Origin of the sequence: Halodurantibacterium daqingense (assembly GCF_042666235.1) — a bacterium.
Classification (GTDB): Bacteria; Pseudomonadota; Alphaproteobacteria; order Rhodobacterales; family Rhodobacteraceae; genus Halodurantibacterium; species Halodurantibacterium daqingensis.
In genome coordinates, this window is the sequence record NZ_JBHTFQ010000002.1 from 534048 (window position 1) to 557349 (window position 23302).

The window sequence follows — 23302 nt, forward strand, 5'->3', positions numbered from 1 at the left end:
CAGGGCCGTGCCGAACCCCAAGCGCAAATCGCAAGGCCGCCCGCCACGCCCCCGGCGCTGTGGCCGATCCGCCATCAGGGCAGGGAAAGCGCCTCCCAGCTGCGCATCCGGTTGCGGAACCAGGTGCGCTGACGCTTGGCATATTGGCGGCTGGCCAGCTTGGCGGCGGCGACGGCCTCGTCCAGCGTCATCTCGCGCCGCAACCAGCCGATCAGTTCCGGCGCGCCGATGGCCCGCGCCCATGGCGCGGCAAGGTCCCAATGGGGCAGGTTCGCGCGCGCCTCGTCCAGCGCGCCGTCCTGCACCATGCGCTCGAACCGCTGGTCGATCCGCGCGCCAAGCCAGTCGCGGTCGGGTTTCAGCACCAAAGCCTGCGCCTCTGAGAGCGGCAGAACCGGAGGGCCGGTTTCGTCCTGCCAGGCGGCGAGACCACGCCCTGTGGCCTGCAACACCTCCCAGGCGCGCTGCACCCTTGCGGGGTTGCGCTGGTCGATGCGGTCGCGTGTTGCCGGGTCAAGCTCGGCCAGCAGCGCCTCGAACCCTTCGGCGGCGCGGCGGCGGTCGGCCAGCGCGCGCAGATCAGGCGGGGTGGCGGGCATTTCGACCAGCCCCTCGGTGAGCGCCGAGAAATAGAGCCCGGTTCCCCCGACGATCACCGGCCGGTCCGGCAGCAGCGGCGTCACCTCGCGCAGCCAATGCCCGACCGAATAGGGTTGGTCGCGCGCAACATGGCCGTAAAGCAGATGTGGTGCGCGCGACGTATCCGCAGGCGTGGGCCGCGCGGTGAGGACAGTCCAGCAGTCGAACACCTGCAAGGCATCGGCATTGACCACCGGCCGCCCCTGCGCCACCGCGATCGAAAGCGCGAGCGCGGATTTGCCCGAGGCCGTCGGCCCGGCAATCAGGACCGGGCGCCCGGGGTCGATCCGCTCCAGAATATCCTGCATCGCCCGCGTCCTGTCTTCCTTTTCGGTTCCATTCTGCCCATCCCGCCCGAGAGCGGTTGAACCCCGGGCGCTTTTCCGACATTTTGCGCGCCAGGAAAACAGCCGATTTGCGCGCCTTCGGGCTGCGCCAGCGAAAGACGACATCCATGACCGATGCACAGGAACCGCAAAAGGGCGTGACATACAAGCGCGTCCTTCTGAAAATCTCGGGCGAGGCGCTGATGGGCCCGCAGGGCTTCGGCCTTCATCCGCCGACCGTCCAGCGCATCGCGCAAGAGGTCCGGTCGGTCCATGCGCTTGGGGTCGAGATCTGCATGGTGATCGGCGGCGGCAACATCTTCCGCGGGCTACAGGGCAGTGCGCAGGGGATGGAGCGGACCACCGCCGACTACATGGGGATGCTGGCCACGGTGATGAACGCGCTGGCCATGCAGTCGGCGCTGGAAGAGCTGAACGTTCATACCCGCGTCATCTCGGCCATTCCGATGGACCAGGTCTGCGAACCCTACATCCGCCGCCGCGCCGTGCGCCACCTTGAGAAGAAGCGCGTCGTCATCTTTGCCGCCGGCACCGGCAACCCCTATTTCACCACCGATACCGCCGCGACGCTGCGCGCCAACGAAATGGCCTGCGAGGCGATCTTCAAGGGCACCAAGGTCGATGGCGTCTATGACAAGGATCCGGTCAAGAACCCGGATGCCAAACGCTACGACCGCGTGAGCTATGACGAGGTGCTGCAGAAGAACCTGGGCGTGATGGATGCCTCGGCCATTGCGCTGGCGCGGGACAACAACCTGCCGATCATCGTCTTTTCGCTGGACGAACCCGGCGGATTCCGCGGCATCCTGAGCGGGCAGGGAACCTATACAAGGGTGCATGGCTGAGACTATCCAAGCGCGGGCTTTGCGACTATGACGAAGGCAACGCCCCGGGACCGACGACAATAAGAAGAGAGACATCATGTCCGAAGACATCGAAATCGATCTTGACGATCTGAACCGCCGCATGGACGGCGCCATGGCCGCGCTGCGGCAGGAATTCGCCTCGCTGCGGACGGGGCGCGCCTCGGCCACGATGGTCGAGCCGATCATGGTGGACGCCTATGGTGCCATGACGCCGATCAACCAGGTGGGCACCGTGAACGTGCCCGAACCGCGCATGGTGACGATCAACGTTTGGGACAAGGCGCTGGTCGGCAAGGTGGAACGCGCGATCCGCGATTCGGGCCTTGGCATCAACCCGGTGGTCGATGGCCCGATCATTCGCCTGCCCATTCCCGAGCTGAACGAGGAACGCCGCACGCAGCTGACCAAGGTCGCCGCACAATATGCCGAACATGCGCGCGTTGCGATCCGCAACGTCCGCCGCGACGGCATGGACCGGATCAAGAAGGCCAAGACCGCCGGCATGAGCGAGGATGAACAGAAGATCTGGTCGGACGAGATCCAGGAACTCACTGACAAGGCGATCGCCGCCGTGGACAAGCTTCTGGAAACCAAGCAGCAGGAGATCATGCAGGTCTGATCCTGCGGATCGGGAGGGAGCAGCGCTTGGCCGCCAAGGACATCAGTGTGACGATGCCGCTGCACGTGGCCATCATCATGGACGGCAACGGCCGCTGGGCCAGGAACCGCGGCTGGCCGCGGTTGGTTGGCCATCGCCGCGGCGCCGAGCGCGTCAAGCAGATCGTCAAGGCCTGCCCCGATCTGGGGGTGAGCCATCTGACGATCTATGCCTTTTCGACCGAGAACTGGAAGCGGTCCACCGAAGAGGTGCTTGGCCTCATGACGCTGTTCAGCCGCTATATCGAGCGCGAGGCCGAGGGGCTGAATGCCGAGGGGGTGCGGATGCGCTTCATCGGGGACCGCGCGCCCCTGGACGGGCGGTTGCGGCGGCTGATGGACGGGATCGAGGCCCGCACCTGCGGCAATGACCGGCTGAACCTGACGGTCGCCATCAACTATGGCGGCCGGAACGAACTGATGCGCGCGGCGCGCAAACTGGCCGAGGCTGCGGCCCAGGGCGTGTTGACGCCCGAGGCGATCACCGAGGAAACGCTGGCCGCAGCCCTGGATACCGCCGATCTGCCCGACCCCGATCTGGTGATCCGCACCAGCGGCGAGACGCGGATCTCGAACTATCTTCTCTGGCAGTCGGCCTATGCGGAATACGAATTCACCGGCACCCTCTGGCCCGATTTCTCGCCGGCGGAACTGGGCACGATCCTTGACCGGTTTGCGCTGCGCGACCGCCGGTTCGGGGCGGTGAAGGCATGATCGGAAGCGGAAAGTTTCAGGATCTGGCGCCCCGGTTCGGATCGGCGATCATCATGGCCGCCGTGGGGATCGGTGCCATCTGGGCCGGCGGGGTCTGGTTTCTTCTGCTGGTGGCGCTGATCGTCGCCGGCATGATCTGGGAGCTGCACGCCATCCTCACCCCCGAGCCACGGGGAAAGGCGGGGCTGGTGCTGGGTGCCATGGCCGGGGGCGCCGTGCTGCTCTCGGGCCTTGTGCCGGTGGCGTTGGCGCTGCCCTTTGCCTTGCTGCCCTCGATCGCGGGTATCGGGCTTTTGCGCCGCAACCGCAGCCTCTTTGGCGGCTATGGCGCGCTGATTGTCCTGGCGGGGTTCGGCCTTTTTCATCTGCGCGACGAATTCGGGCTGATCTGGATCGTCTGGCTTGTGGCGGTGGTGGTGGCCTCGGATGTGCTGGGCTATTTCGCCGGCCGGGTGATCGGCGGGCCGAAGTTCTGGCCGCGTGTCAGCCCGAAAAAGACCTGGTCGGGCACGATTGCCGGCTGGGTTGGTGCTGCTGCGGTGGGCTTTGGCATCATCGCCGTGACCGGCGCGCGCATCGATCTGGTCGGGCTGTCGATTGCCGCGGCGATGGCCGCGCAGCTTGGCGACATGGCCGAAAGCGCGGTCAAGCGGAAGATGGGGGTCAAGGACGCCTCGAACCTCATCCCCGGCCACGGGGGGCTGCTGGACCGATTTGACGGAATGCTTGGGGCGGCGATCTTCCTGCTTCTGGTCGAACGGCTTGCCGATTTTCCGCCCGTGCCGGGCACAGCCTTCTGATGCGGCGGATCTCGGTCTTCGGGTCCACGGGCTCGATCGGCGTCAACACGCTGGATCTGGTGGGCCGCATGCCGGCGCAGGTTGTTGCGCTGACCGGCGGGCGCAACGTGACGCTTCTGGCCGAACAGGCGCGCAGGCATCGCGCGGAACTGGCGGTGACGGCCCATCCCGAATGCTACGCCGCGCTGCGCGACGCGCTTTCAGGCAGCGGGATCGCCGTTGCGGCCGGCCCCGAGGCGCTGCTTGAGGCCGCCGAGAGGCCGGCCGACTGGGTGATGTCGGCCATCGTCGGCGCGGCCGGGCTTGCGCCGGGCTTCCGGGCGCTGGCGCAGGGGCGGACCCTGGCGCTTGCGAACAAGGAAAGCCTTGTCACGGCCGGCCCCCTGCTGATGGCCGAGGCGCGCCGCCATGGCGCGACGATCCTGCCGGTGGACAGTGAGCATTCCGCCATTTTCCAGGCCCTGCGCGGCGAGGATATGGCGCAGGTCGAACGGGTGATCATCACCGCCTCGGGCGGGCCGTTCCGGGGCTGGAGCGCCGAACGTCTGGCCCATGTCACGGCGGCCGAAGCCGTGGCCCATCCGAACTGGGCGATGGGGCAGCGCATTTCGATCGACAGTGCGTCCATGTTCAACAAGGCGCTGGAAGTCATTGAAACGCGCGAATTCTTTGGCGTTGATCCCGCGCGGATCGAGGTGCTGGTGCATCCGCAATCCATCGTGCATGCGCTGGTAGGCTTTGCCGACGGCGGGCTGATGGCGCATCTGGGGCCAGCGGACATGCGCCATGCGATCGGCTTTGCGCTGCACTGGCCCGACCGGGGCCATGTGCCGGTGGAACGGCTGGATCTTGCACGGCTGTCACAACTGAGCTTCGAAGCCCCGGACGAGGCCCGCTTTCCAGCGCTGCGGCTGGCGCGTGCGGTGATGGCTGCAGGCGGGCTCGCCGGCGCGGCATTCAACGCCGCCAAGGAAATCGCGCTTGATCATTTCATCGCGGGGCGCATCGCATTCCCCGCCATGGCCGAGGTCGTGGAAGAGGTTCTGGCGCGGCCAAGCGTCGCGCAGGGCTTTACAACCGCGGCCGACAGCCTTGATTCCGTGCTTGCGATGGACCATCTCGCCCGCAGACAGGCGGCCGAGGTGATCGCGTCGCGGCACTGACAGGACCAGAGGTAGTTTCGTGGACATCATCGGGTTGATCCCGTCGTTTGGCAGCCTGCTTTACACGGTTGCCGCCTTCGTCATCGCCCTGTCGATCATCGTCGCGGTGCATGAATACGGCCATTACATCGTCGGGCGGTGGTCGGGTATTCATGCCGAGGTGTTCTCGATCGGCTTCGGTCCGGTGCTGTTTTCGCGGGTGGACCGGCGTGGCACGCGCTGGCAGGTCGCGGCGCTGCCGCTGGGCGGCTATGTCAAGTTTTTGGGCGATTCCGATGCGGCCTCGGGGCGGGATGGCGCGGCGCTGTCGGGGATGGATGCGGCCACGCAACGCCACACGATGCATGGCGCGCCGCTCTGGGCCCGGGCGGCAACGGTCGCGGCGGGGCCGGTCTTCAACTTCGTGATGTCGATCCTGGTCTTTGCCGGGTTCTTCCTGGTGCAGGGGGTGGCGACGGACCAGCCCGTCGTGGGCCAGCTTACGCCCCTGCCGTCCGAGGCGCAGGGCCTGCGCCAGGGCGACCGCATCCTTGCGATCGAGGGGCAGGACACCCCGGATTACACCCGTTTCTATGCCGTGACCGAGACGCTGACACCTGCGCCTTCGGTCGAATACCTCGTGCAGCGCGACGGCCAGCAACTGCGGGTCGAGGGGCCGTTCCCCCTGCCGCCGCTGGTGGGGGCGGTGCAGCCGCAATCGGCGGCCTCGTCCGTGGACATGCAGCCGGGCGACGTGGTTCTGTCCATCGATGGCACCCCCGTCCATGCCTTTTCCGAATTGCGCGCACGCGTGGCCGCCACCGAGGGCGCGCCGTTGTTGCTGGAGGTCTGGCGCAACGGCGAGGTCTTTGACCTCGCGCTTGCGCCCCGGCGCATGGACATGCCCACGGCCGCCGGCGGCTTCGAGACGCGCTGGCTGATCGGCATTACCGGCGGCCCGGCCTTCAGCCCCGAAACCCGCCGCCCCGGCGCGTTCGAGGCCATGGGGCAGGGCGCGCAGCAGACATGGTTCATCGCCCGCACCAGCCTTTCCGGCCTTTGGCACATGGTCACCGGCGCGATCAGTTCCTGCAATCTGCGTGGTCCGATCGGGATCGCCGAAACCTCGGGCGCTGCTGCGGCGCAGGGCATCGGCGCCTTCATCTGGTTCATCGCGGTTCTGTCCACGGCAGTGGGGCTTCTGAACCTGTTTCCGATCCCGGTTCTGGATGGGGGGCATCTGGTCTTTCACGCCTGGGAGGCCGTCACCGGGCGCCCGCCCAGCGAACGGGCGCTGCGTATCCTGATGACGGCGGGGCTTGCCCTGTTGCTGACGCTGATGGTCTTTGCGCTGACCAATGACATTTTCTGCCCCTGAGCGGGGTCACCCGGGCGCCCTTCGCTTTTGACAAGCCCCCCTGATCCGGCTACTCAGGGTGGCAACAAATACGGCGAACGGGGCAGACAATGCGGAACATGAAAACGGGCGGCACGGGCGGACGGGCAAGGCTTGGGCGCGTGTCGCATATCGCGCTTGCGGTTCTTCTTGCTGCGGCGGTTCCCGCGGGCCAGTTCGTCTCGCCCGCCTTTGCCCAGTCGTTCCGCTTCGACTCGGTGGTGGTCGAGGGGAACCAGCGCATCGGCGCCGGCACGATCCTCAGCTATGCGGGGATCGATCAGGGCGCGGCGCTTTCGGCCGGCGAACTGAACGCGGCGCTGCAGCGCATCCAGAATTCGGGCCTGTTCGAGATGGTCGATATCGAACCGCAGGGCAACCGGCTGGTGATCCGGGTGCAGGAATATCCCACCGTCAACGTCATCAGCTTCGAGGGCAACCGCCGCATCAATGACGAACGGCTGGGCGCGGTGGTGCAGACCCAGTCGCGCCGCGTCTATTCCCCCGCCCAGGCCGAGGCCGATGCGGCCGCGATCACCGAGCTTTACGCCCAGTCGGGCCGCCTTGCCGCCACGGTCGAGCCGCGGATCATCCGCCGCAGCGAGAACCGCGTCGATCTGGTGTTCGAAATCCGCGAAGGCAATGTGGTCGAGATCGAGCGCATTGCCTTCGTCGGCAACCGCGCCTTCAGTGACCGGCGGCTGCGCGGCGTGCTGGAAACGAAAGAGGCCGGCCTGTTGCGCCGCTTCGTGCAGCGCGACACCTTCATCGCCGAACGCATCGACCTTGATCGCCAGCTTCTGCGGGATTTCTACCAGTCGCGCGGCTATATCGACTTTCAGGTGCTTTCGGCCACGCCCGAGCTTGCCCGCGAACGCGACGGCTTTTTCGTGACCTTCACGGTGCAGGAAGGTCTGCAATACCGGATCGGCCAGATCAGCACCGTATCGGAAGTGCCCGAGGTGAATGCCGCCGACTATGAGGCGGTTCTGCGGATGCGCCCCGGCACCGTCTATTCACCGGCGCTGATCGAAAACAACATCGCGCGGATGGAAAACCTCGCGTTGCGGCAGGGTCTGAACTTTGTCCGCATCGATCCCCGCATCACCCGCAATCCCCAGACCCAGACGCTGGACGTGCAGTTTGCGCTGGTGCGCGGCCCGCGGATCTTCGTTGAGCGGATCGACATCGAGGGCAATTCCCGCACCCTGGATCAGGTGATCCGCCGCCAGTTCCGCACCGTCGAGGGCGACCCCTTCAACCCGCGCGAAATCCGCGAGGCTGCCGAACGGATCCGCGCACTTGGCTTCTTTGCCGATGCGCAGGTCAACGCCCGTCAGGGCACGGCGCAGGATCAGGTGATCGTCGATGTCGATGTCGAGGAACAGCCCACCGGCTCGCTTTCCTTCGGCGTCAGCTATGGCGTGGCGCAGGGCGTGGGCTTCGCGGCCAGCCTGTCGGAACAGAACTTCCTTGGCCGCGGCCAGTATGTCGATCTGACGGTCAACACCACCTCCAGCAACCGGTCCTTCAGCTTCAACTTCCGCGAGCCGGCCTTCCTCGACCGGGATCTCGCGCTCAAGTTCAACGTCTATTCGACGCGCACCGACCGCGATTACGCCAGCTACAACACCCGGCTGACGGGCTTCAGCCCGGCGCTGGAATTCCCGGTAAGCGAACTGGGCCGGCTGGAACTGCGCTACAAGATTTCGCGCGACGATCTGCGCGATGTCGATCCTGCGGTTTCCTCGCCGATCCTCGCGGCGGAACAGGGCGCGCTGATTTCCAGCGGCGTGGGCTATACCTACAGCTTCGACACCGCCCGCAGCCGGATCGATCCGAACACCCGCTACACCTTCCGGGTGGGGCAGGATTTCGCGGGCCTTGGCGGCGATGTGGAATCGGTCACCAGCACCGCGTTGGCCCGGGTCGAGCGGCGGGTCTTCAACGAGGACGTGCTGCTGCGCGCCGAGCTTGAGGGCGGGCTTCTGACCATGATCTCGGGCGAAAGCCGGGTGTTGAACCGCTTCAACCTTGGCAGCCGGATGCGCGGCTTCGAACCCAACGGCATCGGCCCCCGCGATCTCGCTGCCCCGGACGAGGATGCGCTTGGCGGCAATGCCTTCGCCATTGCCCGGTTCGAAGCCGAGTTCCCGATCGGCCTGCCCGAGGAATATGGCGTCTCGGGCGGCGTGTTCATGGACGTGGGCTCGCTCTGGGGGCTTGACGAGACCACCGGCTTCAGCGGACAGGAAGTCGATGACGGCATCCACCTGCGGGCAGCGGCGGGCTTCTCGATCTTCTGGACCACGCCGATCGGGCCGCTGCGGTTCAACTTCTCGCAGCCGATCCGCAAGCTCGACTATGACCGCGAACAGAACTTTGACCTGACGGTATCGACCCGGTTCTGACCGCGATACCTGACCCGGCCAAGCCAGGAGCCTTCGATGCGCCGCGTGCTGACCGTAACCGCCCTGTGCCTGGCGCTGGCAGGAGGCGCCCGGGCGCAGGAGGCGCGCCCGATCCTGACCATCAATCAGGAACGGCTGTTCGAGGATTCGCTGTTCGGCCAGCGCCTGCAGGCCGAGATCGAAGCCGCTTATCAGGAGCTTGCCGCCGAAAACCGCCGCATGGAGGCCGAGCTTGAGGCAGAGGAACGGCGGCTGACCGAGTTGCGGCCGACGCTTCCCGCCGAGGAGTTCCGCCCCCTGGCCGAAGCCTTCGACCAGCGCGTGACCGAGATCCGCCGCACCCAGGATGCCAAGAGCCGCGAGATCAGCGCCCGCACCGAGCTGGGCTATCAGTCCTTCGTCGGGGCCGCCCTGCCGATCCTGGCCGCGATCATGGACGACCTTGGCGCCGAAGTGATCCTCGATTCCCGCACGGTGTTCCTGTCGTCGGACCGGCTGGACATCACTGCCGAGGCGCTTGCCCGGATCGATGCCACGCTGGGCAGTGGCGAGGCCGAGGCGGCCCCGGATGGCACGGTCGCGCCCCGGGACCAGGGCGAGGAGGCAGGTCCGGGCGCCGTGCCCGACCAGGGCCGGATCCCCGGCGCGATGCCCGCGCCGGGCTTGCCCGATGCCGATCCGGCGCCGCTGCCCGGGCCGCATGTCGTTCCCCCACAGCGCTGACCGGTCCACCTGCACGCTGCTTGCCTCTCTCGGGGCGAGTTGCTAGGTCAGGGAGGACAGGCCGCGCACGGAAGGCATTCGGGCGATGGCCACCCATGGAGCATTGAGATGACCGAAACCGCGCCGAACCCCTGGGCCGAGACGACCGTTGCCGACATCAACCTGATCCAGCGGATCATCCCGCACCGCTATCCGTTCCTGTTCATCGACCGCGTGCGCGACGTGGTGCCGGGCAAGGGGGCGGTGGGCGTGAAGAATGTCACCATCAACGAGCAGTTCTTCCAGGGGCATTTTCCCGGCGTTCCGGTAATGCCCGGCGTGCTGATCGTCGAGGCGATGGCGCAGACCTCGGCCGTGCTGGTGGGGCTGACACTCGATCTGGTGGACAAGGATCCGCTGGTCTATTTCATGAATGTCGATGGCTGCAAGTTCCGCCGCAAGGTGGTGCCGGGCGATGTGCTTGAGCTTGAGGTCACGACCAAGCGCGGCGGCGGCCGGGTGTGGAAATTCCAGGGCGTGGCCCGCGTCGATGGCGAACTAGCCGCCGAGGCCGAGTTCACCGCGATGATCGACCTGCGGAAGCAGGGGTGATGGCAGGCCCCGGAATCCATCCCGGCGCAAGGGTGCATGGCTCGGCCGTGGTCGAGCCGGGTGCGGTGATCGGCGAGGGTGCGGTGATCGGGCCTTTCGCCCTGATCGGCCCCGAGGTGGTGCTGGGCCCCGGCGTCGAGGTGAAAAGCCACGCCGTCGTCACCGGCTGGACCGAGGTGGGCGAAGGCAGCACCATCTTTCCCTTCGCCTGCGTCGGCGAGGTTCCGCAGGATCTCAAGTTCCGGGGCGAGCGGACGCGGCTGGTCATCGGCAAGCGCAACCGAATCCGCGAGGGCGCCACGCTCAACACCGGAACCGAAGGCGGTGGCGGCATCACCCGGGTCGGCGACGACTGCCTGTTCATGACCGGTGCGCATGTGGGCCATGACGCGCAGGTCGGCAACCGCGTGGTGGTCGCCAATCAGGCCGCGATTGCCGGGCATTGCCAGATCGAGGATGACGTGATCATCGGCGGACTTTCCGGCATCCATCAATGGGTGCGGGTGGGGCGCGGCGCGATCATCGGCGCGGTGACGATGGTCACGAATGACGTGATCCCGCATGGGCTGGTGCAGGGGCCGCGCGGCGGGCTGGACGGGCTGAACCTTGTGGGGTTGAAGCGCAAGGGCGTTTCGCGCGACGAGATCGCCACCCTGCGGGCCGCCTATGCGACGCTCAGCGGGGGCGAGGGCGCCTTTGCCGACCGCGCCCGCCGTCTGGCCGAAAGCGACAATGACCTGGTGCGTGAAATCGCATCCTTCATTCTGGCCGGTTCGGACCGGTCGTTCCTGACGCCGAGGGGTTGAATGGCACATCTTGCAATCGTCGCGGGGAAGGGCAGCCTGCCCGGCGTGCTGAGCCAGGCGCTTGTTGCCCAGGGCACGACGCCGATCATCGCTCATCTGCAGGATTTTCCGCCTGAAGGCGTCGATCTCCCGCTGGAGCCCTTCCGGATCGAGCGGCTTGCTCCGTTCATCGCGCGTCTGCATGACCTCTCGGTCGATCGGGTGATCTTTGCCGGGGCGGTGCAGCGGCCCCGCCTTGATCCCGAACAGTTCGATCCGCGCACCGCGATGATGGTGCCGCGGATGCTGGCCGCGATGCAGCAGGGCGACGACGCCACTTTGCGCGAAGTGATCGCCATCTTCGAGGAAGAGGGGCTGGCCGTTGTGGGCGCCGATGCGGTGCTGCCGGACCTTGTGCCACAGGCGGGCGTGCTGGGCGTGCATCAGCCCGGATCGCGGGATCGCGCCGATGCGGCACGGGCCGCGGCGGTGGTCGCGGCGCTTGGCGCGGCGGATGTGGGGCAGGGCGCGGTTGTGTCGGGCGGGCTGTGCCTTGCGGCCGAGGCGCTGCCGGGCACGGATGCGATGCTGGGACAGGTCGCCGCGCTTGGGCCCCTGCGCCCCGACCGCGCGGGCCTTCTTTACAAGGCGCCCAAGCCCGGGCAGGACAAGCGGGTTGACCTGCCGGCGCTGGGGCCTGCCACGGTGCGCAACGCCCATGCGGCGGGCCTTGCCGGCATCGCCTTCGAGGCGGGCGGCGTCCTGCTGCTGGACCGGGAGGCCATGATCGCCGAGGCTGATCGCCTGGGCCTGTTCCTCTGGGCGCGGGCGGCGGAATGAAGCTGTTCCTCATCGCCGGAGAGGCCTCGGGCGACAAGCTTGGCGCGGCGCTTATGGCGGCGATGAAACGGCTTCGGCCCGAGGTGCGGTTTCACGGCGTGGGCGGGCCGCTGATGCAGGCCGAAGGGCTTGTCAGCCTCTTTCCCATGGAGGAGCTTTCGGTGATGGGCCTTGCCGAGGTTCTGCCGAAATACGTCCATCTGAAACGTCGCATCCGCGAAACGGCGCAGGCGGCGCTGGAGGTGGCGCCCGATGCGGTGATCGGCATCGACAGCCCTGATTTCTGCCTCCGCGTCGCGCGGCTGGTGCGGGACCAGCGGCCGGGGCAACGCATGATCCACTATGTCGCACCTTCGGTCTGGGCGTGGCGGCCGGGGCGGGCACAGAAGATGGCGAAGGTCATCGACCATGTCCTTGCGCTTCTGCCGTTCGAGCCGCCCTACATGCAGGCAGCGGGCATGACCTGCGATTTCGTCGGCCACCCGGTGGTGAGCGAGCCGCGCGCAACACCGGCCGAGGCTGCTGCCTTCCGCGCTGCGCTTGGCCTTGCGCCCGGTGCGCCGCTGGTGCTGGCCCTGCCCGGATCGCGCCGGGGCGAGGTGGCGCGGCTTGCGCCCCGGTTCGGCGCGGCGCTTGGTCCGGTGATCGCCGCGCATCCGCAGGCGCGCGTGGTGGTGCCGCGCGTGCGGGGCAGCGCCGATCTGGTCGCCGCGCTGGCCGCGGATTGGCCCGGGCAACCGCTGCTGCTTGACCCTGCGGACCAGATGGCCAAGCGGGCCGCCTTTGCTGCGGCGGATGTGGCGCTTGCAGCCTCGGGCACGGTTTCGCTGGAACTGGCGGCAAATGCCGTGCCGATGGTCATTGCCTATGATTTCAACTGGCTGTCACGGCAGATCATCTGGAGGATGGTGCGGGTCGATACGGTGACCCTGGTGAACCTTGTCACCGAAAGCAAGGCAGTGCCCGAGTTTCTTGGCGCCGATTGCAGGCCGGAACCCATTGCGCAGGCGCTGCTGGCGCTGCTTCCCGAAGGCGCCGCCCGCGCCGCGCAAGATGCCGCCATGGCCGAGACGATGCGGCGGCTGGGGGCGGGCGGGCCACCCCCCGGTGAACGCGCGGCGCGCTCGGTGCTGGCGGCATTGGGACTTTCCGTCGAACCCGCGCAGCAGGGTGCTGCCGATGGGGAAGGCGCGCCCACCGGTTGAGGGTCTGAGCCGCCGCGCCGGCGGGAGAGGCAGGATCATGGGCCTCGATCGGGCTTGCAGGGCGAAAAGGCGCTGCCGGGATCGGATCGGGGATTGGCGCTCAGCGCCCCTTCCAGATCCAGCCACCGCCGAAGATGCGGCTGCTGTCGGGATCGTAGAACACGCAGGCCTGCCCGGGGCTTACCCCTTCTTCGGGCGCGATCAGCTCCACCTCGGCTTCCGTCGGTCCAAGCGGCCGAATGATCGCGCTGCGCGGCGGGCGGGTGGACCGCACCTTGACCGCCACATGCCATTCGGCGCGGGTCTCGAACGGTTCGTCGCCCAGCCAGTTGATCTCGCGCACCGGGATGGTGCGGGTCGAAAGCGCCTCTTTCGGGCCGACGACAACGCGCCGCAGATCGGGATCAAGCCGCACGACATACAGCGGATCCGCCAGCCCGCCGATGCCAAGCCCCCGCCGCTGCCCGATCGTGTAGTGGATCACCCCGCGATGGCTGCCCAGAACCCGGCCGTCCATATCCACGATCTCGCCGGGTTCAGCGGCACCCGGGCGCAGCTTTTCGATCACCGCGGCATAGTTGCCATTTGGGACGAAACAGATGTCCTGGCTGTCGGGCTTGTCGGCCACGGGCAGGTTGTAGCGCGCGGCCAGAGCGCGCGTTTCGGCCTTGCTTTGCAGATGGCCCAGCGGGAAGCGCAGGAATTCCAGCTGGTCGCGCGTGGTCGAGAACAGGAAATAGCTCTGATCGCGAACCGGGTCGGCGGCGCTGTGCAGCTCGGCCCCCGACGGACCGTTGCGGCGCTGGATATAGTGCCCGGTCGCCATGCAATCGGCCTCGAGATCGCGCGCGGTGGCAAGAAGATCCTTGAACTTGACGCGTTCATTGCAGCGGATGCAGGGCACAGGCGTCGCCCCGGCCAGATAGGCATCGGCGAATTCGTCGATCACCGCCTCGCGGAAGGTGTTTTCATAGTCCAGCACATAATGCGGGAACCCCATTTCCTCGGCCACGCGGCGGGCATCGTGGATGTCACGTCCCGCGCAGCAGGCGCCCTTCTTGGCCAGTGCCGCGCCATGGTCATAAAGCTGAAGCGTCACGCCGACGACGTCATAGCCTTCCTCGGCCAGTTGCGCCGCGACGACGGAACTGTCCACGCCGCCGGACATGGCAACAACCACCCGCGTTTGCGCCGGCGGTTTGGCAAAGCCAAGCGAGTTCAGTTCGGTGCGGTCCAAAGCCATGCCTGTCTCCTGAGGTTCGCAGGAATATAGGAAAATGCAACGTAACAGCAAGCCCGCGCTTCACGCCCCGTTAAGACCCATCGCCCAAGGATGGGCAGGAACAAGAGTATGAGGCGCAGATGTATATTCGGCGTGTCGCGGGGCCGCGTTCGGTCACGCTTCCGGACGGCAGCATCCTGACCCGTGCGGATCTGCCGCCAGCGGAAACCCGGCGCTGGGTGGCAAGCCGCAAGGCCACCGTGGTGAAGGCGGTCACCTATGGGCTGATTCCGCTGGCCGAGGCGCTGGAGAAATACGGCCTTTCCGATGAGGAGTTCGAGCTATGGCGCGCTGCGATTGAAAGACACGGGGAGGTGGGGCTGAAAGTCACGAAGATTCAAAAGCTGAAAACAACTTTAGATTGAAATCACTATTTGTTCTGCCACAGTAAGATGTGGTTAACCATTGCAGCCCAGAGTGAAGCTCAGGAAGGCAATAAGCGGAGAGAATCTCATGCGTATCCTGTTGGTTGAAGATGACCCGACCACATCGCGCAGCATCGAACTGATGCTGACCCACGCCAACCTGAACGTGTATTGCACGGATCTGGGGGAGGAAGGGATCGATCTGGCGAAGCTTTATGATTACGACCTGATCCTGCTCGACCTCAACCTGCCGGACATGAACGGGCACGAGGTTCTGCGTCAGCTTCGCCTGGCGCGTATCGACACGCCGATCCTTATCCTCTCCGGCGCGGACGATTCGGAAAGCAAGATCAAGGGGTTCGGTTTCGGTGCGGACGATTATCTGACCAAACCCTTCCACCGCGAGGAACTGATTGCCCGGATCCATGCCATCATCCGCCGCTCGAAGGGGCATGCGCAATCGGTGATCCGCACCGGCAAGATCTGCGTCAACCTGGATGCCAAGACGGTGGATGTGGGCGGCAAGACCGTGCATCTGACCGGCAAGGAATACCAGATGCTGGAACTGCTGAGCCTGCGCAAGGGCACCACCCTCACCAAGGAGATGTTCCTCAACCATCTTTACGGCGGCATGGACGAGCCGGAACTGAAAATCATCGACGTGTTCATCTGCAAGCTGCGCAAGAAGCTGGCCGAGGCGACCGGCGGCGAGAATTACATCGAAACCGTCTGGGGCCGCGGCTATGTGCTGCGCGATCCGACCCCCGCCGATCTGGACCGTCGCATCGCCATGGGTGCCTGAGGGCACTGGACCCGCCGCCGCGCGCCTCATATCAGAGGGAAGCTGGCAGCGGAAAGGTGAGCCATGAACGGGGAAGTTGCAGTCGAGGCGCTGACACTGGAGCAGGCGCGGGCCGAACTCGCACGGCTGGCGGCGCTGATCGAAGCGGCCAACACCGCCTATCACACGCTGGACGCGCCCGAGATCAGCGATGCCGATTATGACGCGCTCAAGCGGCGCAATGCAGAGATCGAGGCGCGGTTCCCCGAGCTGAAGCGCCCGGACAGCCCCAGCGACAGGATCGGCGGCGCCCTGGCCGAGGGCTTTGGCAAGATCCGCCATGAAGTGCGGATGCTGAGCCTGGAGAACGCCTTCCAGGACGCAGACGTGGCCGAGTTCGAAGAGCGTGTCCGCCGCTACCTGAACCACCGCGGGGCGCTGACCTTCACCGCCGAGCCCAAGATCGACGGCCTGTCCCTGTCGTTGCGCTACGAGGACGGCGTTCTGGTTCAGGCTGCCACCCGCGGGGATGGCGAGGTGGGCGAAAACGTGACCGAGAACGCGCGCACCATCACCGATATCCCCCATCGCCTGGACGGGGCGCCGGCGGTGCTGGAGGTGCGGGGCGAGGTCTACATGTCGCATGCGGATTTCGCCGCGCTCAATACCCGTCAGGCCGAGCGGGGCGAACGGAGCTTTGCCAATCCGCGCAATGCGGCGGCAGGCTCGCTCCGGCAGCTTGATGCCGAGATCACCCGCGCCCGGCCGCTGCGCTTTTTTGCCTATGCCTGGGGCGCGCATTCCGAACCCCTGGCCGACACCCAGTACGAGGCCATCGCGCGGCTGGGGGCGATGGGATTCGTGACCAACCCGCTCACCCGCCTGTGCGCGGGCCCCGAGGAGATGCTTGCCGTCTATCGGGAGATCGAGGCGCAGCGCGCCACGCTGGGCTATGACATCGACGGCGTGGTCTACAAGGTCAATGACCTTGGCCTGCAGCGCCGGCTCGGGTTCCGCTCGGCGACGCCCCGCTGGGCCATCGCCCACAAGTTTCCCGCCGAACTGGCCTGGACCCGGCTGGAGGCGATCGATATCCAGGTTGGCCGCACCGGGGCGCTCAGCCCGGTTGCGCGGCTTGTGCCGGTGACGGTGGGCGGCGTCGTCGTCTCGAACGCGACGCTGCATAACGAGGATTACATCGCCGGACGAGACGCGCGCGGCGCGCCGATCCGCGGTGGGCGCGACATCCGCGTCGGCGACTGGGTCGAGGTTTACCGCGCCGGCGACGTGATCCCCAAGATCCGCGATGTGGATCTGGCGCGGCGCCCCGCAGACGCCACGCCCTATCGCTTTCCGGATAGCTGCCCCGAATGCGGATCCGAGGCGATCCGCGAACCGGGCGATGCCGTGCGACGCTGCACCGGTGGTCTGATCTGCCCGGCCCAGGCCGTGGAGCGGCTGCGCCACTTCGTGAGCCGGGCGGCCTTTGATATCGAAGGGCTTGGCGCCAAGCAGATCGAGGCCTTCTACAAGGACGGCTGGATCCGTGAGCCCGCCGACATCTTCACCCTGGAAGCGCGGTTCGGCACCGGCCTGCAACAGCTGCGCAACCGCGAAGGCTGGGGGCCGAAATCGGCCGCCAACCTCTTTGCGGCGATCCGGGACCGGCGGGCGATCCCGCTGAACCGGTTGATCTTCGCGCTTGGCATTCGCCACGTCGGCGAAAGCGGTTCGGCCCTGCTTGCTGCGCATTACGGCAGCTGGCGCAGTTTCGAGGCGGCGATGACGGCGGCCATACCCGGCGAGGGCCCCGCCTGGGAAGAGCTGGTGTCGATCGACGGCGTCGGAACGGTCATGGCGACCGCCGTCGTCACGGCCTTCCATCAGGAGGCCGAGCGGCGCGCCATCGACGCGCTTGTGGCGCATCTTGACGTGCAGGATGCCGTGCAGCGCGGCGCGGTCGAAAGCCCGGTCGCCGGCAAGATCGTCGTCTTTACCGGCACGCTGGAGCGGATGACCCGGGCCGAGGCCAAGGCGCGGGCCGAAGAGCTGGGGGCCAAGGTCGCCGGTTCGGTTTCGGCCAAGACCGATCTGCTGATCGCGGGCCCGGGTGCGGGATCCAAGGCCACCAAGGCGGCCGCCCTTGGCGTCGAGGTGATCGACGAGGACGCCTGGCTAGCCCTGATCGGCGACGCCTGATGGCAGGCCGGCCGCCCGCGCTGTTCCCGCTCTTTGCCGGGCTCGAAACGCTGGAGGGCGTCGGCCCCAAGACGGCGGCATTGTTCGAGGCCATGCAGATCACCCGCCCGCGCGATCTGCTGTTCACGCTGCCGCATGCCGTCGTCGATCGTCGCCGCCTGAACAGCCTGCGCGAGGTGACGCCGCCCGCCATTGCCACGGTCGAGGCCGAAATCCTCGCCCACCATCCGCCGCGCAGCCGCGGCAAGCCCTGGCGGGTGCTCCTGCGCGATGCGGGGGGCGAGTTTCAGCTCGTTTTCTTCCACGCCCGGGGCGACTATCTGACCAAGCTGCTGCCGCCGGGCACGCGAAGGCTGGTTTCCGGCCGGGTAGAGCTTTTTGACGGGGTGTTGCAGATCGTCCATCCCGATCACGTCCTGCCGCCCGAAGACATGCAGGATCTGCCGCTGTTCGAGCCCATCTATCCGCTGACCGCGGGGCTGAGCCAGAAGGTGATGGCACGCGCCGCCGCCGCCGCCCTGGCCCGGCTGCCGAATCTGGCCGAATGGGTCGACCCGGCCCTGCGTGCGCGCGAGGGATGGCCCGCCTGGGATGCCGCCCTTCGCCTTGCGCATGCGCCACAGGGGGCGGATGCGGTGCTGCCCGGCCATCCCGCGCGGCAGCGGCTGGCCTATGATGAGCTTTTCGCCCATCAGTTGACAATGGCGCTTGCGCGGGCGAACCGGAGGCGCGCGCCGGGGATCGTATCGCAGGGCGACGGGCGGCTGCGCAACCGGGTGCTGGCGGCACTTCCCTATGCCCCCACGGGCGCGCAATTGCGCGCGATCGCCGAGATCGCGCAAGACATGGCGCAGCCGCAACGGATGAACCGCTTGCTTCAGGGGGATGTGGGCGCCGGCAAGACGCTGGTTGCGCTTCTGGCCTTGCTGATCGCGGTCGAGGCCGGCGGGCAGGGCGTGATGATGGCCCCGACCGAGATCCTTGCCCGCCAGCATCTGGAGGGCCTGCGCCCCCTGGCCGAGGCCGCAGGCCTGCGCCTTGCGCTGCTGACCGGGCGCGACAAGGGGGCGGAGCGCGCCGAGAAGCTCGCCGCGCTCGCCTCGGGCGAGATCGCAATCCTTGTCGGCACCCATGCGGTGTTCCAGAAGGATGTCGTGTTCAACGATCTGCGGCTGGCGATTGTTGACGAACAGCATCGCTTTGGCGTTGCGCAGCGGATGGAACTGGCGAGCAAGGGCCGGGCGGTGGATGTGCTGGTGATGACCGCGACGCCGATCCCGCGCAGCCTCGCGCTGGCAACCTATGGTGACATGGATGTCTCGGTGCTGGATGAAAAGCCGCCTGGCCGCAAGCCGGTGCGCACGGCGCTGGTGACGACGGCCCGGATCGACGAGGTTGTGGCCCATCTCGCACGGGCGGTCGAGGAGGGGCGGCAGGCCTATTGGGTCTGTCCGCTGGTGGAGGAAAGCGAACATGTGGAGCTGACCGCCGCCGAGGATCGGTTCCGCCACCTGCGCGCCGCCCTTGGCGAAGGGGTGGTGGGCCTGGTCCATGGCCAGATGCCCGCCGCCGAGAAGGATGCCGCGATGGCGCGCTTCGTGGCGGGCGAGACGTCGGTTCTGGTGGCGACCACGGTGATCGAGGTGGGGGTCAACGTGCCCAATGCCTCGATCATGGTGATCGAACGGGCCGAGATCTTTGGCCTTGCGCAGTTGCACCAGTTGCGCGGGAGGGTCGGGCGTGGCAGTGCCGAGTCGACCTGCCTTCTGATGTATCAGGCCCCGCTCAGCGACAGCGGCGAGCGCCGCCTGCGCATCCTGCGCGATACCGAGGACGGTTTTCGCATCGCCGAGGAAGACCTGGCCATGCGCGGCGCGGGCGATCTGATCGGCACCGCGCAATCGGGCCTGCCCCGGTTCCGCATCGCGGATCTGGAGCGTCAGGCCGGGCTGATGGCGCTGGCCCAAAGCGATGCCCGCAAGCTGCTGCAGGACGATCCGGACCTTGCCTCGCCCCGCGGGCAGGCGGCGCGGGCACTGCTGTGGCTGATGGAACAGGATCGGGCCATCCGGCTGATCTCGGTCGGCTGAAGCCCCCGTGTTTGAGGCCACCTGACCGCTGGCGAACAAATGTTCGCGGAAAGTTCTTTACATCGGGTTAAGAATCGAGAACAAATAGGCAACATGAATCGCGTTGGAGGTTGCAAGATGCTGCACCAGATCAAGACCATTCTGTTGCGTTCCCCGCAGATGCTGCTGGCTGATACCGTGGGCGTTCTTTCACTGGGGCTCATGCTGATTGCCGTCCTGCATCTTCCCGATCTGATCTGATCTGATCTGCCTGCGAACTGCGCGGACCGTCTGTCCCCGGTCCTGCGGCGCCCCACGCCGCGCAGAACGCCCCTGCCGCCGCTGTCCTCCGACGCGGCGGCTTTTTTGTTCTGTCAGATGAGGTTTCGGATCAGGCGCAGGCCTGGTTCTTCTCGGCTTCGGCCATCGCCTCGGCAGCGGCCTCGATTGCCAGAAGGATCGAGGCGTGGCGGTTCTTGTAGTCCCGCGCCGGGGTCAGCACTTCCAGCCCGTCGAAGGGCGCCGACGGGGCGGGCGCGCCCTCCCTCAGCATCGCCTGCAATTCGTCGCGCGCCCGTTCGATCTCGGCCCGCGTTCGGCCAAGAATCGCCCCGCCCACAACCGAAGCCGCCGCCTGACCCAGCGCACAGGCCTTCACGTCCTGCCCGAAGCCCACGACGCGGCCGTCCTGCACCACCAGATCCACCGTCACCGTCGATCCGCACAGCGGCGCCCGGCGCCGGACGGTCGCCATGGGCGCGGAAAGCCGTTCCGTCAGCGGGATATCGGCCGCCAGGGCAAGGATCCGGCCCGAGTAGAGCTTGATGAGATCGCTGTCGGTGCTCATGCTGCGGCCTTTCGCTTTTCCTGACGCTGCTTTTGCCATAAATAGGCCGCGCCTGCCATCGTGCAAAGGAGTGACCCATGGCTTTCGATCCCGCCTCGCTGCGCTATGACGCCAACGGGCTGATCCCGGCGATTGCGCAGGATCATGTCTCGGGCGAGGTGCTGATGGTGGCCTGGATGAACGCCGCGGCCGTCACGCAGACGCTGGAAACCGGCCGCGTCACCTATTGGTCGCGGTCACGGCAATCCTTCTGGATCAAGGGCGAAAGCTCGGGCCATGTGCAGAAGCTGGTCGAGCTGCGGGTGGATTGTGACCGCGACTGCCTGTTGCTTCTGGTCGATCAGACCGGCCCCGCCTGCCACACCAACCGGCGCAGCTGCTTCTACACCGCCGTGCGCGCGGGCGAGGAAGTCGAGATCCTGCGGCCCCTATAGGCCGACCATGCGCCGGATATCCTCCGGCGTCGCCCCCTCGGCGCGATAGGCGCGGATGGCGCGCGCGTCGTCCCGCTTGGCCAGACGCTTGCCATGCTCATCTCGGATCAGGTCGTGATGCCAATAGTTTGGGTGGGGAAGCTCCAGCAAAACCTGAAGAAGGCGATGGATTGGCGTTGCGCTGAACAGATCGACGCCGCGCACGACTTCGGTGACCCGCTGCGCCGCATCATCCACCACCACCGCAACGTGATAGGATGTTCCGATATCCCGCCGCGCCAGAACCACGTCCCCCAGTTCCGCAACAAGCTGGTCGGGATCGAGCCGGTGCCAGCCGGGATAAAGCGGCCCGTTTTCCTGAAAGCCCGCGTTGCCCAGAGACGCCACCGCGCGCCGCATATCCAGGCGGAGGGCGTCGTCCGGCCCGGCCTCCTCCATGCCACGTCCGCGGCATGTCCCGGGATAGATTACCGCGTCCGGGCCGACCGGAACTCCCTCCTGCGGCGCCGACAGCGCCGCCTTGATGTCGGCGCGGGTGCAGCGGCATGGATAGATCAAGCCCGACATTCCAAGCCGCCCCAGCGCCGCGCGATAGCTTCCCATCCGGTCCGACTGGCGAAAGGGTCTTGGCCAGCTCAGGCCAAGCCACTGAAGATCCTCGTAAATGGCTTGTTCGAATTCCGGACGACAGCGGGGCCGATCAATATCCTCCATGCGCAACAGAAAGCTGCCCCCGACAGCCTGCGCGCGATCCCAGGCTGTCAGCGCCGAAAACGCATGCCCCAGATGCAGCAGACCCGTGGGCGAGGGCGCAAAGCGCGTGCGGTAGTCAGGCCGCATCCTGCGCGGCCTGTCCGAGCCAGGCCGTGAAGGCCGCCTTGGCACGATCGGTATAGGCCTTGTAGCGATCCTTGCGGCCGCGCCGCCCGCCCTTGGCATCAATCGGCGGGAAAAGCCCGAAATTCACGTTCATCGGCTGGAAGGTCTTTGCCTCGGCACCGCCGGTGATATGGGTCACCAATGCGCCCATCGCGGTTTCGGGCGGCGGCGGCGCAATCGGACGGCCAAGGATGTCACCCGCCGCAAGCCGGCCGGCCAGAAGCCCCATCGCCGCACTTTCCACGTAGCCTTCGACGCCGGTGATCTGCCCGGCAAAGCGGATGTGAGGCCGTGTCCGCAGGCGCATCTGATCGTCCAGAAGCGTCGGGGAATTCAGGAAGGTGTTCCGATGAATCCCGCCAAGCCGCGCGAACTGCGCATTTTCCAGGCCCGGGATCATCCTGAAAACAGAGGTTTGCGCGCCATACTTCATCTTGGTCTGAAAGCCGACGATATTGTAGAGCGTGCCCAGCTTGTTGTCGCGGCGCAGCTGCACCACCGCGTAGGGCTTCACCTCGGGCTGATGGGCATTGGTAAGGCCCACGGGCTTCATCGGGCCAAAGCGCAGGGTCTCGCGGCCGCGCTCGGCCATGACCTCGATCGGCAGGCAACCGTCGAAATAGCCGGCAGTTTCGCCCGGCTTGAACTCGGTCTTTTCGGCCGCAAGAAGCGCATCGATGAAGGCTTCGTACTGATTGCGCGTCATGGGACAGTTGAGGTAGGCGGTCCGTTCTTCCTCGGTTTCGCCCTTGTCATAGCGCGACTGCGCCCAGGCGACCGACATGTCGATGCTCTCGGTATAGACGATCGGCGCGATGGCGTCGAAAAAGGCAAGGCTTTCGGCGCCGGTCTCGGTGCGGATCGCTTCGGCCAGGGCCCCCGAGGTGAGCGGGCCGGTGGCGATGATCCAGCGCCCATCCTCAGGAAGCGACGTGATTTCAGCATCTTCGACGCTGATGTTCGGATGGGATCGCAACTTTGCGGTCACGGCCTCGGCGAAGGCGTCGCGGTCAACCGCCAACGCACCGCCCGCAGGCAGGGAATGGGCATCGGCCATCGCCATGATCAGCCCACCGGCAGTCCGCATTTCCCAATGCAGAAGGCCCACGGCATTCTGTTCGTCATCATCCGAACGGAACGAGTTGGAACAGACCATTTCGGCCAGGTTGCCGGTCTGGTGCGCGAAGGTGCCGACCTTGGGGCGCATTTCGTGGATGACGACGCGCACACCAGCTTCGGCCGCTTGCCACGCGGCCTCGGACCCGGCCATGCCGCCGCCGACGATATGAAGTGTCTCTGTCATGGTCCGGATGTAGCGGGGACGGGCGGG

General features: G+C 66.7%; 23 protein-coding genes. 18 read left to right on the top strand and 5 right to left on the bottom strand.

Annotation, left to right across the window (positions count from 1 at the left end):
• Positions 1–74: 74 nt before the first annotated feature.
• A complete protein-coding gene (gene miaA, locus ACFQXB_RS05980) occupies positions 75–947 on the bottom strand; it encodes a tRNA (adenosine(37)-N6)-dimethylallyltransferase MiaA (RefSeq protein ID WP_377400592.1) in 873 nt (290 codons plus the stop codon).
• Positions 948–1093: 146 nt separating this feature from the next.
• On the opposite strand from miaA, the gene pyrH reads away from it, so the two are divergent.
• The 12 genes from pyrH to lpxB all read left to right on the top strand — a co-directional run bounded on the left by pyrH (position 1094) and on the right by lpxB (position 13116).
• Positions 1094–1831: a UMP kinase gene (gene pyrH, locus ACFQXB_RS05985; RefSeq protein WP_377400595.1), complete on the top strand. Its 738-nt coding sequence runs from the start codon at positions 1094–1096 to the stop codon at positions 1829–1831.
• Positions 1832–1907: 76 nt separating this feature from the next.
• Positions 1908–2471 (top strand): ribosome recycling factor, encoded by a 564-nt coding sequence (gene frr / locus ACFQXB_RS05990; protein ID WP_377400598.1) that lies wholly within the window; start codon positions 1908–1910, stop codon positions 2469–2471.
• A gap of 53 nt (positions 2472–2524) precedes the next feature.
• Positions 2525–3223 carry a polyprenyl diphosphate synthase gene (gene uppS, locus ACFQXB_RS05995; RefSeq protein WP_377400755.1) on the top strand — a complete coding sequence of 233 codons (699 nt, stop codon included), beginning with the start codon at positions 2525–2527 and terminating at the stop codon, positions 3221–3223.
• Positions 3220–4023 (top strand): phosphatidate cytidylyltransferase, encoded by an 804-nt coding sequence (locus tag ACFQXB_RS06000; protein ID WP_377400600.1) that lies wholly within the window; start codon positions 3220–3222, stop codon positions 4021–4023. The genes uppS and ACFQXB_RS06000 overlap by 4 nt, the downstream gene beginning before the upstream one ends.
• Positions 4023–5186: a 1-deoxy-D-xylulose-5-phosphate reductoisomerase gene (gene dxr / locus ACFQXB_RS06005; protein ID WP_377400602.1), complete on the top strand. Its 1164-nt coding sequence runs from the start codon at positions 4023–4025 to the stop codon at positions 5184–5186. The genes ACFQXB_RS06000 and dxr overlap by 1 nt, the downstream gene beginning before the upstream one ends.
• Before the next feature lie 19 nt (positions 5187–5205).
• On the top strand, positions 5206–6543 hold the full coding sequence (gene rseP, locus ACFQXB_RS06010; protein WP_377400605.1) for an RIP metalloprotease RseP: 1338 nt from the start codon (positions 5206–5208) through the stop codon (positions 6541–6543).
• Positions 6544–6641: 98 nt separating this feature from the next.
• Positions 6642–8972 carry an outer membrane protein assembly factor BamA gene (gene bamA, locus ACFQXB_RS06015; RefSeq protein WP_377400758.1) on the top strand — a complete coding sequence of 777 codons (2331 nt, stop codon included), beginning with the start codon at positions 6642–6644 and terminating at the stop codon, positions 8970–8972.
• A 36-nt stretch (positions 8973–9008) separates the two neighbouring features.
• The gene (locus ACFQXB_RS06020) at positions 9009–9695 is read left to right on the top strand and encodes an OmpH family outer membrane protein (protein ID WP_377400608.1); all 687 of its coding nucleotides are present in this window, start codon (positions 9009–9011) and stop codon (positions 9693–9695) included.
• Between the two features lie 108 nt (positions 9696–9803).
• A complete protein-coding gene (gene fabZ / locus ACFQXB_RS06025; protein ID WP_377400613.1) occupies positions 9804–10286 on the top strand; it encodes a 3-hydroxyacyl-ACP dehydratase FabZ in 483 nt (160 codons plus the stop codon).
• Positions 10286–11092 (top strand): acyl-ACP--UDP-N-acetylglucosamine O-acyltransferase, encoded by an 807-nt coding sequence (lpxA, locus tag ACFQXB_RS06030; RefSeq protein ID WP_377400619.1) that lies wholly within the window; start codon positions 10286–10288, stop codon positions 11090–11092. The genes fabZ and lpxA overlap by 1 nt, the downstream gene beginning before the upstream one ends.
• Entirely contained in the window at positions 11093–11911 is an 819-nt protein-coding gene (locus ACFQXB_RS06035; RefSeq protein WP_377400622.1) for an LpxI family protein, read from the top strand. It begins immediately after the preceding gene.
• Positions 11908–13116 carry a lipid-A-disaccharide synthase gene (gene lpxB, locus ACFQXB_RS06040; RefSeq protein WP_377400625.1) on the top strand — a complete coding sequence of 403 codons (1209 nt, stop codon included), beginning with the start codon at positions 11908–11910 and terminating at the stop codon, positions 13114–13116. Before ACFQXB_RS06035 ends, lpxB begins: the two co-directional genes overlap by 4 nt.
• A 100-nt stretch (positions 13117–13216) precedes the next feature.
• Here the strand turns inward: lpxB and mnmA are convergent, their stop codons facing one another.
• A complete protein-coding gene (gene mnmA, locus ACFQXB_RS06045; RefSeq protein ID WP_377400628.1) occupies positions 13217–14359 on the bottom strand; it encodes a tRNA 2-thiouridine(34) synthase MnmA in 1143 nt (380 codons plus the stop codon).
• Between the two features lie 119 nt (positions 14360–14478).
• Here mnmA and sciP point away from each other — a divergent pair, with 119 nt between their 5' ends.
• From sciP to ACFQXB_RS06070, 5 genes are all read left to right on the top strand, one after another.
• Positions 14479–14763, top strand: coding sequence for a CtrA inhibitor SciP (gene sciP, locus ACFQXB_RS06050; RefSeq protein WP_377400630.1), 285 nt, complete (start codon positions 14479–14481; stop codon positions 14761–14763).
• A gap of 88 nt (positions 14764–14851) precedes the next feature.
• Entirely contained in the window at positions 14852–15565 is a 714-nt protein-coding gene (gene ctrA / locus ACFQXB_RS06055) for a response regulator transcription factor CtrA (RefSeq protein WP_377400633.1), read from the top strand.
• 63 nt (positions 15566–15628) lie between these two features.
• Positions 15629–17743, top strand: a complete 2115-nt coding sequence (ligA, locus tag ACFQXB_RS06060; RefSeq protein WP_377400636.1) for an NAD-dependent DNA ligase LigA — start codon at positions 15629–15631, stop codon at positions 17741–17743.
• A complete protein-coding gene (gene recG / locus ACFQXB_RS06065; protein ID WP_377400639.1) occupies positions 17743–19833 on the top strand; it encodes an ATP-dependent DNA helicase RecG in 2091 nt (696 codons plus the stop codon). Before ligA ends, recG begins: the two co-directional genes overlap by 1 nt.
• A 117-nt stretch (positions 19834–19950) precedes the next feature.
• Complete coding sequence (locus ACFQXB_RS06070) at positions 19951–20073, top strand: hypothetical protein (protein WP_377400642.1); 123 nt, start codon at positions 19951–19953, stop codon at positions 20071–20073.
• A 130-nt stretch (positions 20074–20203) separates the two neighbouring features.
• Here the strand turns inward: ACFQXB_RS06070 and ACFQXB_RS06075 are convergent, their stop codons facing one another.
• Entirely contained in the window at positions 20204–20659 is a 456-nt protein-coding gene (locus ACFQXB_RS06075) for an iron-sulfur cluster assembly scaffold protein (RefSeq protein WP_377400645.1), read from the bottom strand.
• A gap of 77 nt (positions 20660–20736) precedes the next feature.
• Here ACFQXB_RS06075 and hisI point away from each other — a divergent pair, with 77 nt between their 5' ends.
• Positions 20737–21093, top strand: coding sequence for a phosphoribosyl-AMP cyclohydrolase (hisI, locus tag ACFQXB_RS06080; RefSeq protein ID WP_377400648.1), 357 nt, complete (start codon positions 20737–20739; stop codon positions 21091–21093).
• Here hisI and gluQRS read toward each other — a convergent pair.
• Positions 21088–21933 carry a tRNA glutamyl-Q(34) synthetase GluQRS gene (gluQRS, locus tag ACFQXB_RS06085; protein WP_377400651.1) on the bottom strand — a complete coding sequence of 282 codons (846 nt, stop codon included), beginning with the start codon at positions 21931–21933 and terminating at the stop codon, positions 21088–21090. The two genes, hisI and gluQRS, sit on opposite strands and share 6 nt — an antisense overlap.
• Positions 21923–23275: a methylenetetrahydrofolate--tRNA-(uracil(54)-C(5))-methyltransferase (FADH(2)-oxidizing) TrmFO gene (gene trmFO, locus ACFQXB_RS06090; protein WP_377400654.1), complete on the bottom strand. Its 1353-nt coding sequence runs from the start codon at positions 23273–23275 to the stop codon at positions 21923–21925. Before trmFO ends, gluQRS begins: the two co-directional genes overlap by 11 nt.
• Positions 23276–23302: the final 27 nt, after the last annotated feature.

Coding starts and splice junctions, on each gene's coding strand:
- hisI (WP_377400648.1), top strand. CDS start 20,737: ATGGCTTTCGATCCCGCCTCGCTGCGCTATGACGCCAACGGGCTGATC.
- gluQRS (WP_377400651.1), bottom strand. CDS start 21,933: ATGCGGCCTGACTACCGCACGCGCTTTGCGCCCTCGCCCACGGGTCTG.
- ACFQXB_RS06020 (WP_377400608.1), top strand. CDS start 9,009: ATGCGCCGCGTGCTGACCGTAACCGCCCTGTGCCTGGCGCTGGCAGGA.
- ligA (WP_377400636.1), top strand. CDS start 15,629: ATGAACGGGGAAGTTGCAGTCGAGGCGCTGACACTGGAGCAGGCGCGG.
- frr (WP_377400598.1), top strand. CDS start 1,908: ATGTCCGAAGACATCGAAATCGATCTTGACGATCTGAACCGCCGCATG.
- lpxB (WP_377400625.1), top strand. CDS start 11,908: ATGAAGCTGTTCCTCATCGCCGGAGAGGCCTCGGGCGACAAGCTTGGC.
- uppS (WP_377400755.1), top strand. CDS start 2,525: ATGCCGCTGCACGTGGCCATCATCATGGACGGCAACGGCCGCTGGGCC.
- fabZ (WP_377400613.1), top strand. CDS start 9,804: ATGACCGAAACCGCGCCGAACCCCTGGGCCGAGACGACCGTTGCCGAC.
- ACFQXB_RS06035 (WP_377400622.1), top strand. CDS start 11,093: ATGGCACATCTTGCAATCGTCGCGGGGAAGGGCAGCCTGCCCGGCGTG.
- dxr (WP_377400602.1), top strand. CDS start 4,023: ATGCGGCGGATCTCGGTCTTCGGGTCCACGGGCTCGATCGGCGTCAAC.
- trmFO (WP_377400654.1), bottom strand. CDS start 23,275: ATGACAGAGACACTTCATATCGTCGGCGGCGGCATGGCCGGGTCCGAG.
- lpxA (WP_377400619.1), top strand. CDS start 10,286: ATGGCAGGCCCCGGAATCCATCCCGGCGCAAGGGTGCATGGCTCGGCC.
- ctrA (WP_377400633.1), top strand. CDS start 14,852: ATGCGTATCCTGTTGGTTGAAGATGACCCGACCACATCGCGCAGCATC.
- ACFQXB_RS06070 (WP_377400642.1), top strand. CDS start 19,951: ATGCTGCACCAGATCAAGACCATTCTGTTGCGTTCCCCGCAGATGCTG.
- miaA (WP_377400592.1), bottom strand. CDS start 947: ATGCAGGATATTCTGGAGCGGATCGACCCCGGGCGCCCGGTCCTGATT.
- sciP (WP_377400630.1), top strand. CDS start 14,479: ATGTATATTCGGCGTGTCGCGGGGCCGCGTTCGGTCACGCTTCCGGAC.
- pyrH (WP_377400595.1), top strand. CDS start 1,094: ATGACCGATGCACAGGAACCGCAAAAGGGCGTGACATACAAGCGCGTC.
- ACFQXB_RS06075 (WP_377400645.1), bottom strand. CDS start 20,659: ATGAGCACCGACAGCGATCTCATCAAGCTCTACTCGGGCCGGATCCTT.
- bamA (WP_377400758.1), top strand. CDS start 6,642: ATGAAAACGGGCGGCACGGGCGGACGGGCAAGGCTTGGGCGCGTGTCG.
- recG (WP_377400639.1), top strand. CDS start 17,743: ATGGCAGGCCGGCCGCCCGCGCTGTTCCCGCTCTTTGCCGGGCTCGAA.
- ACFQXB_RS06000 (WP_377400600.1), top strand. CDS start 3,220: ATGATCGGAAGCGGAAAGTTTCAGGATCTGGCGCCCCGGTTCGGATCG.
- mnmA (WP_377400628.1), bottom strand. CDS start 14,359: ATGGCTTTGGACCGCACCGAACTGAACTCGCTTGGCTTTGCCAAACCG.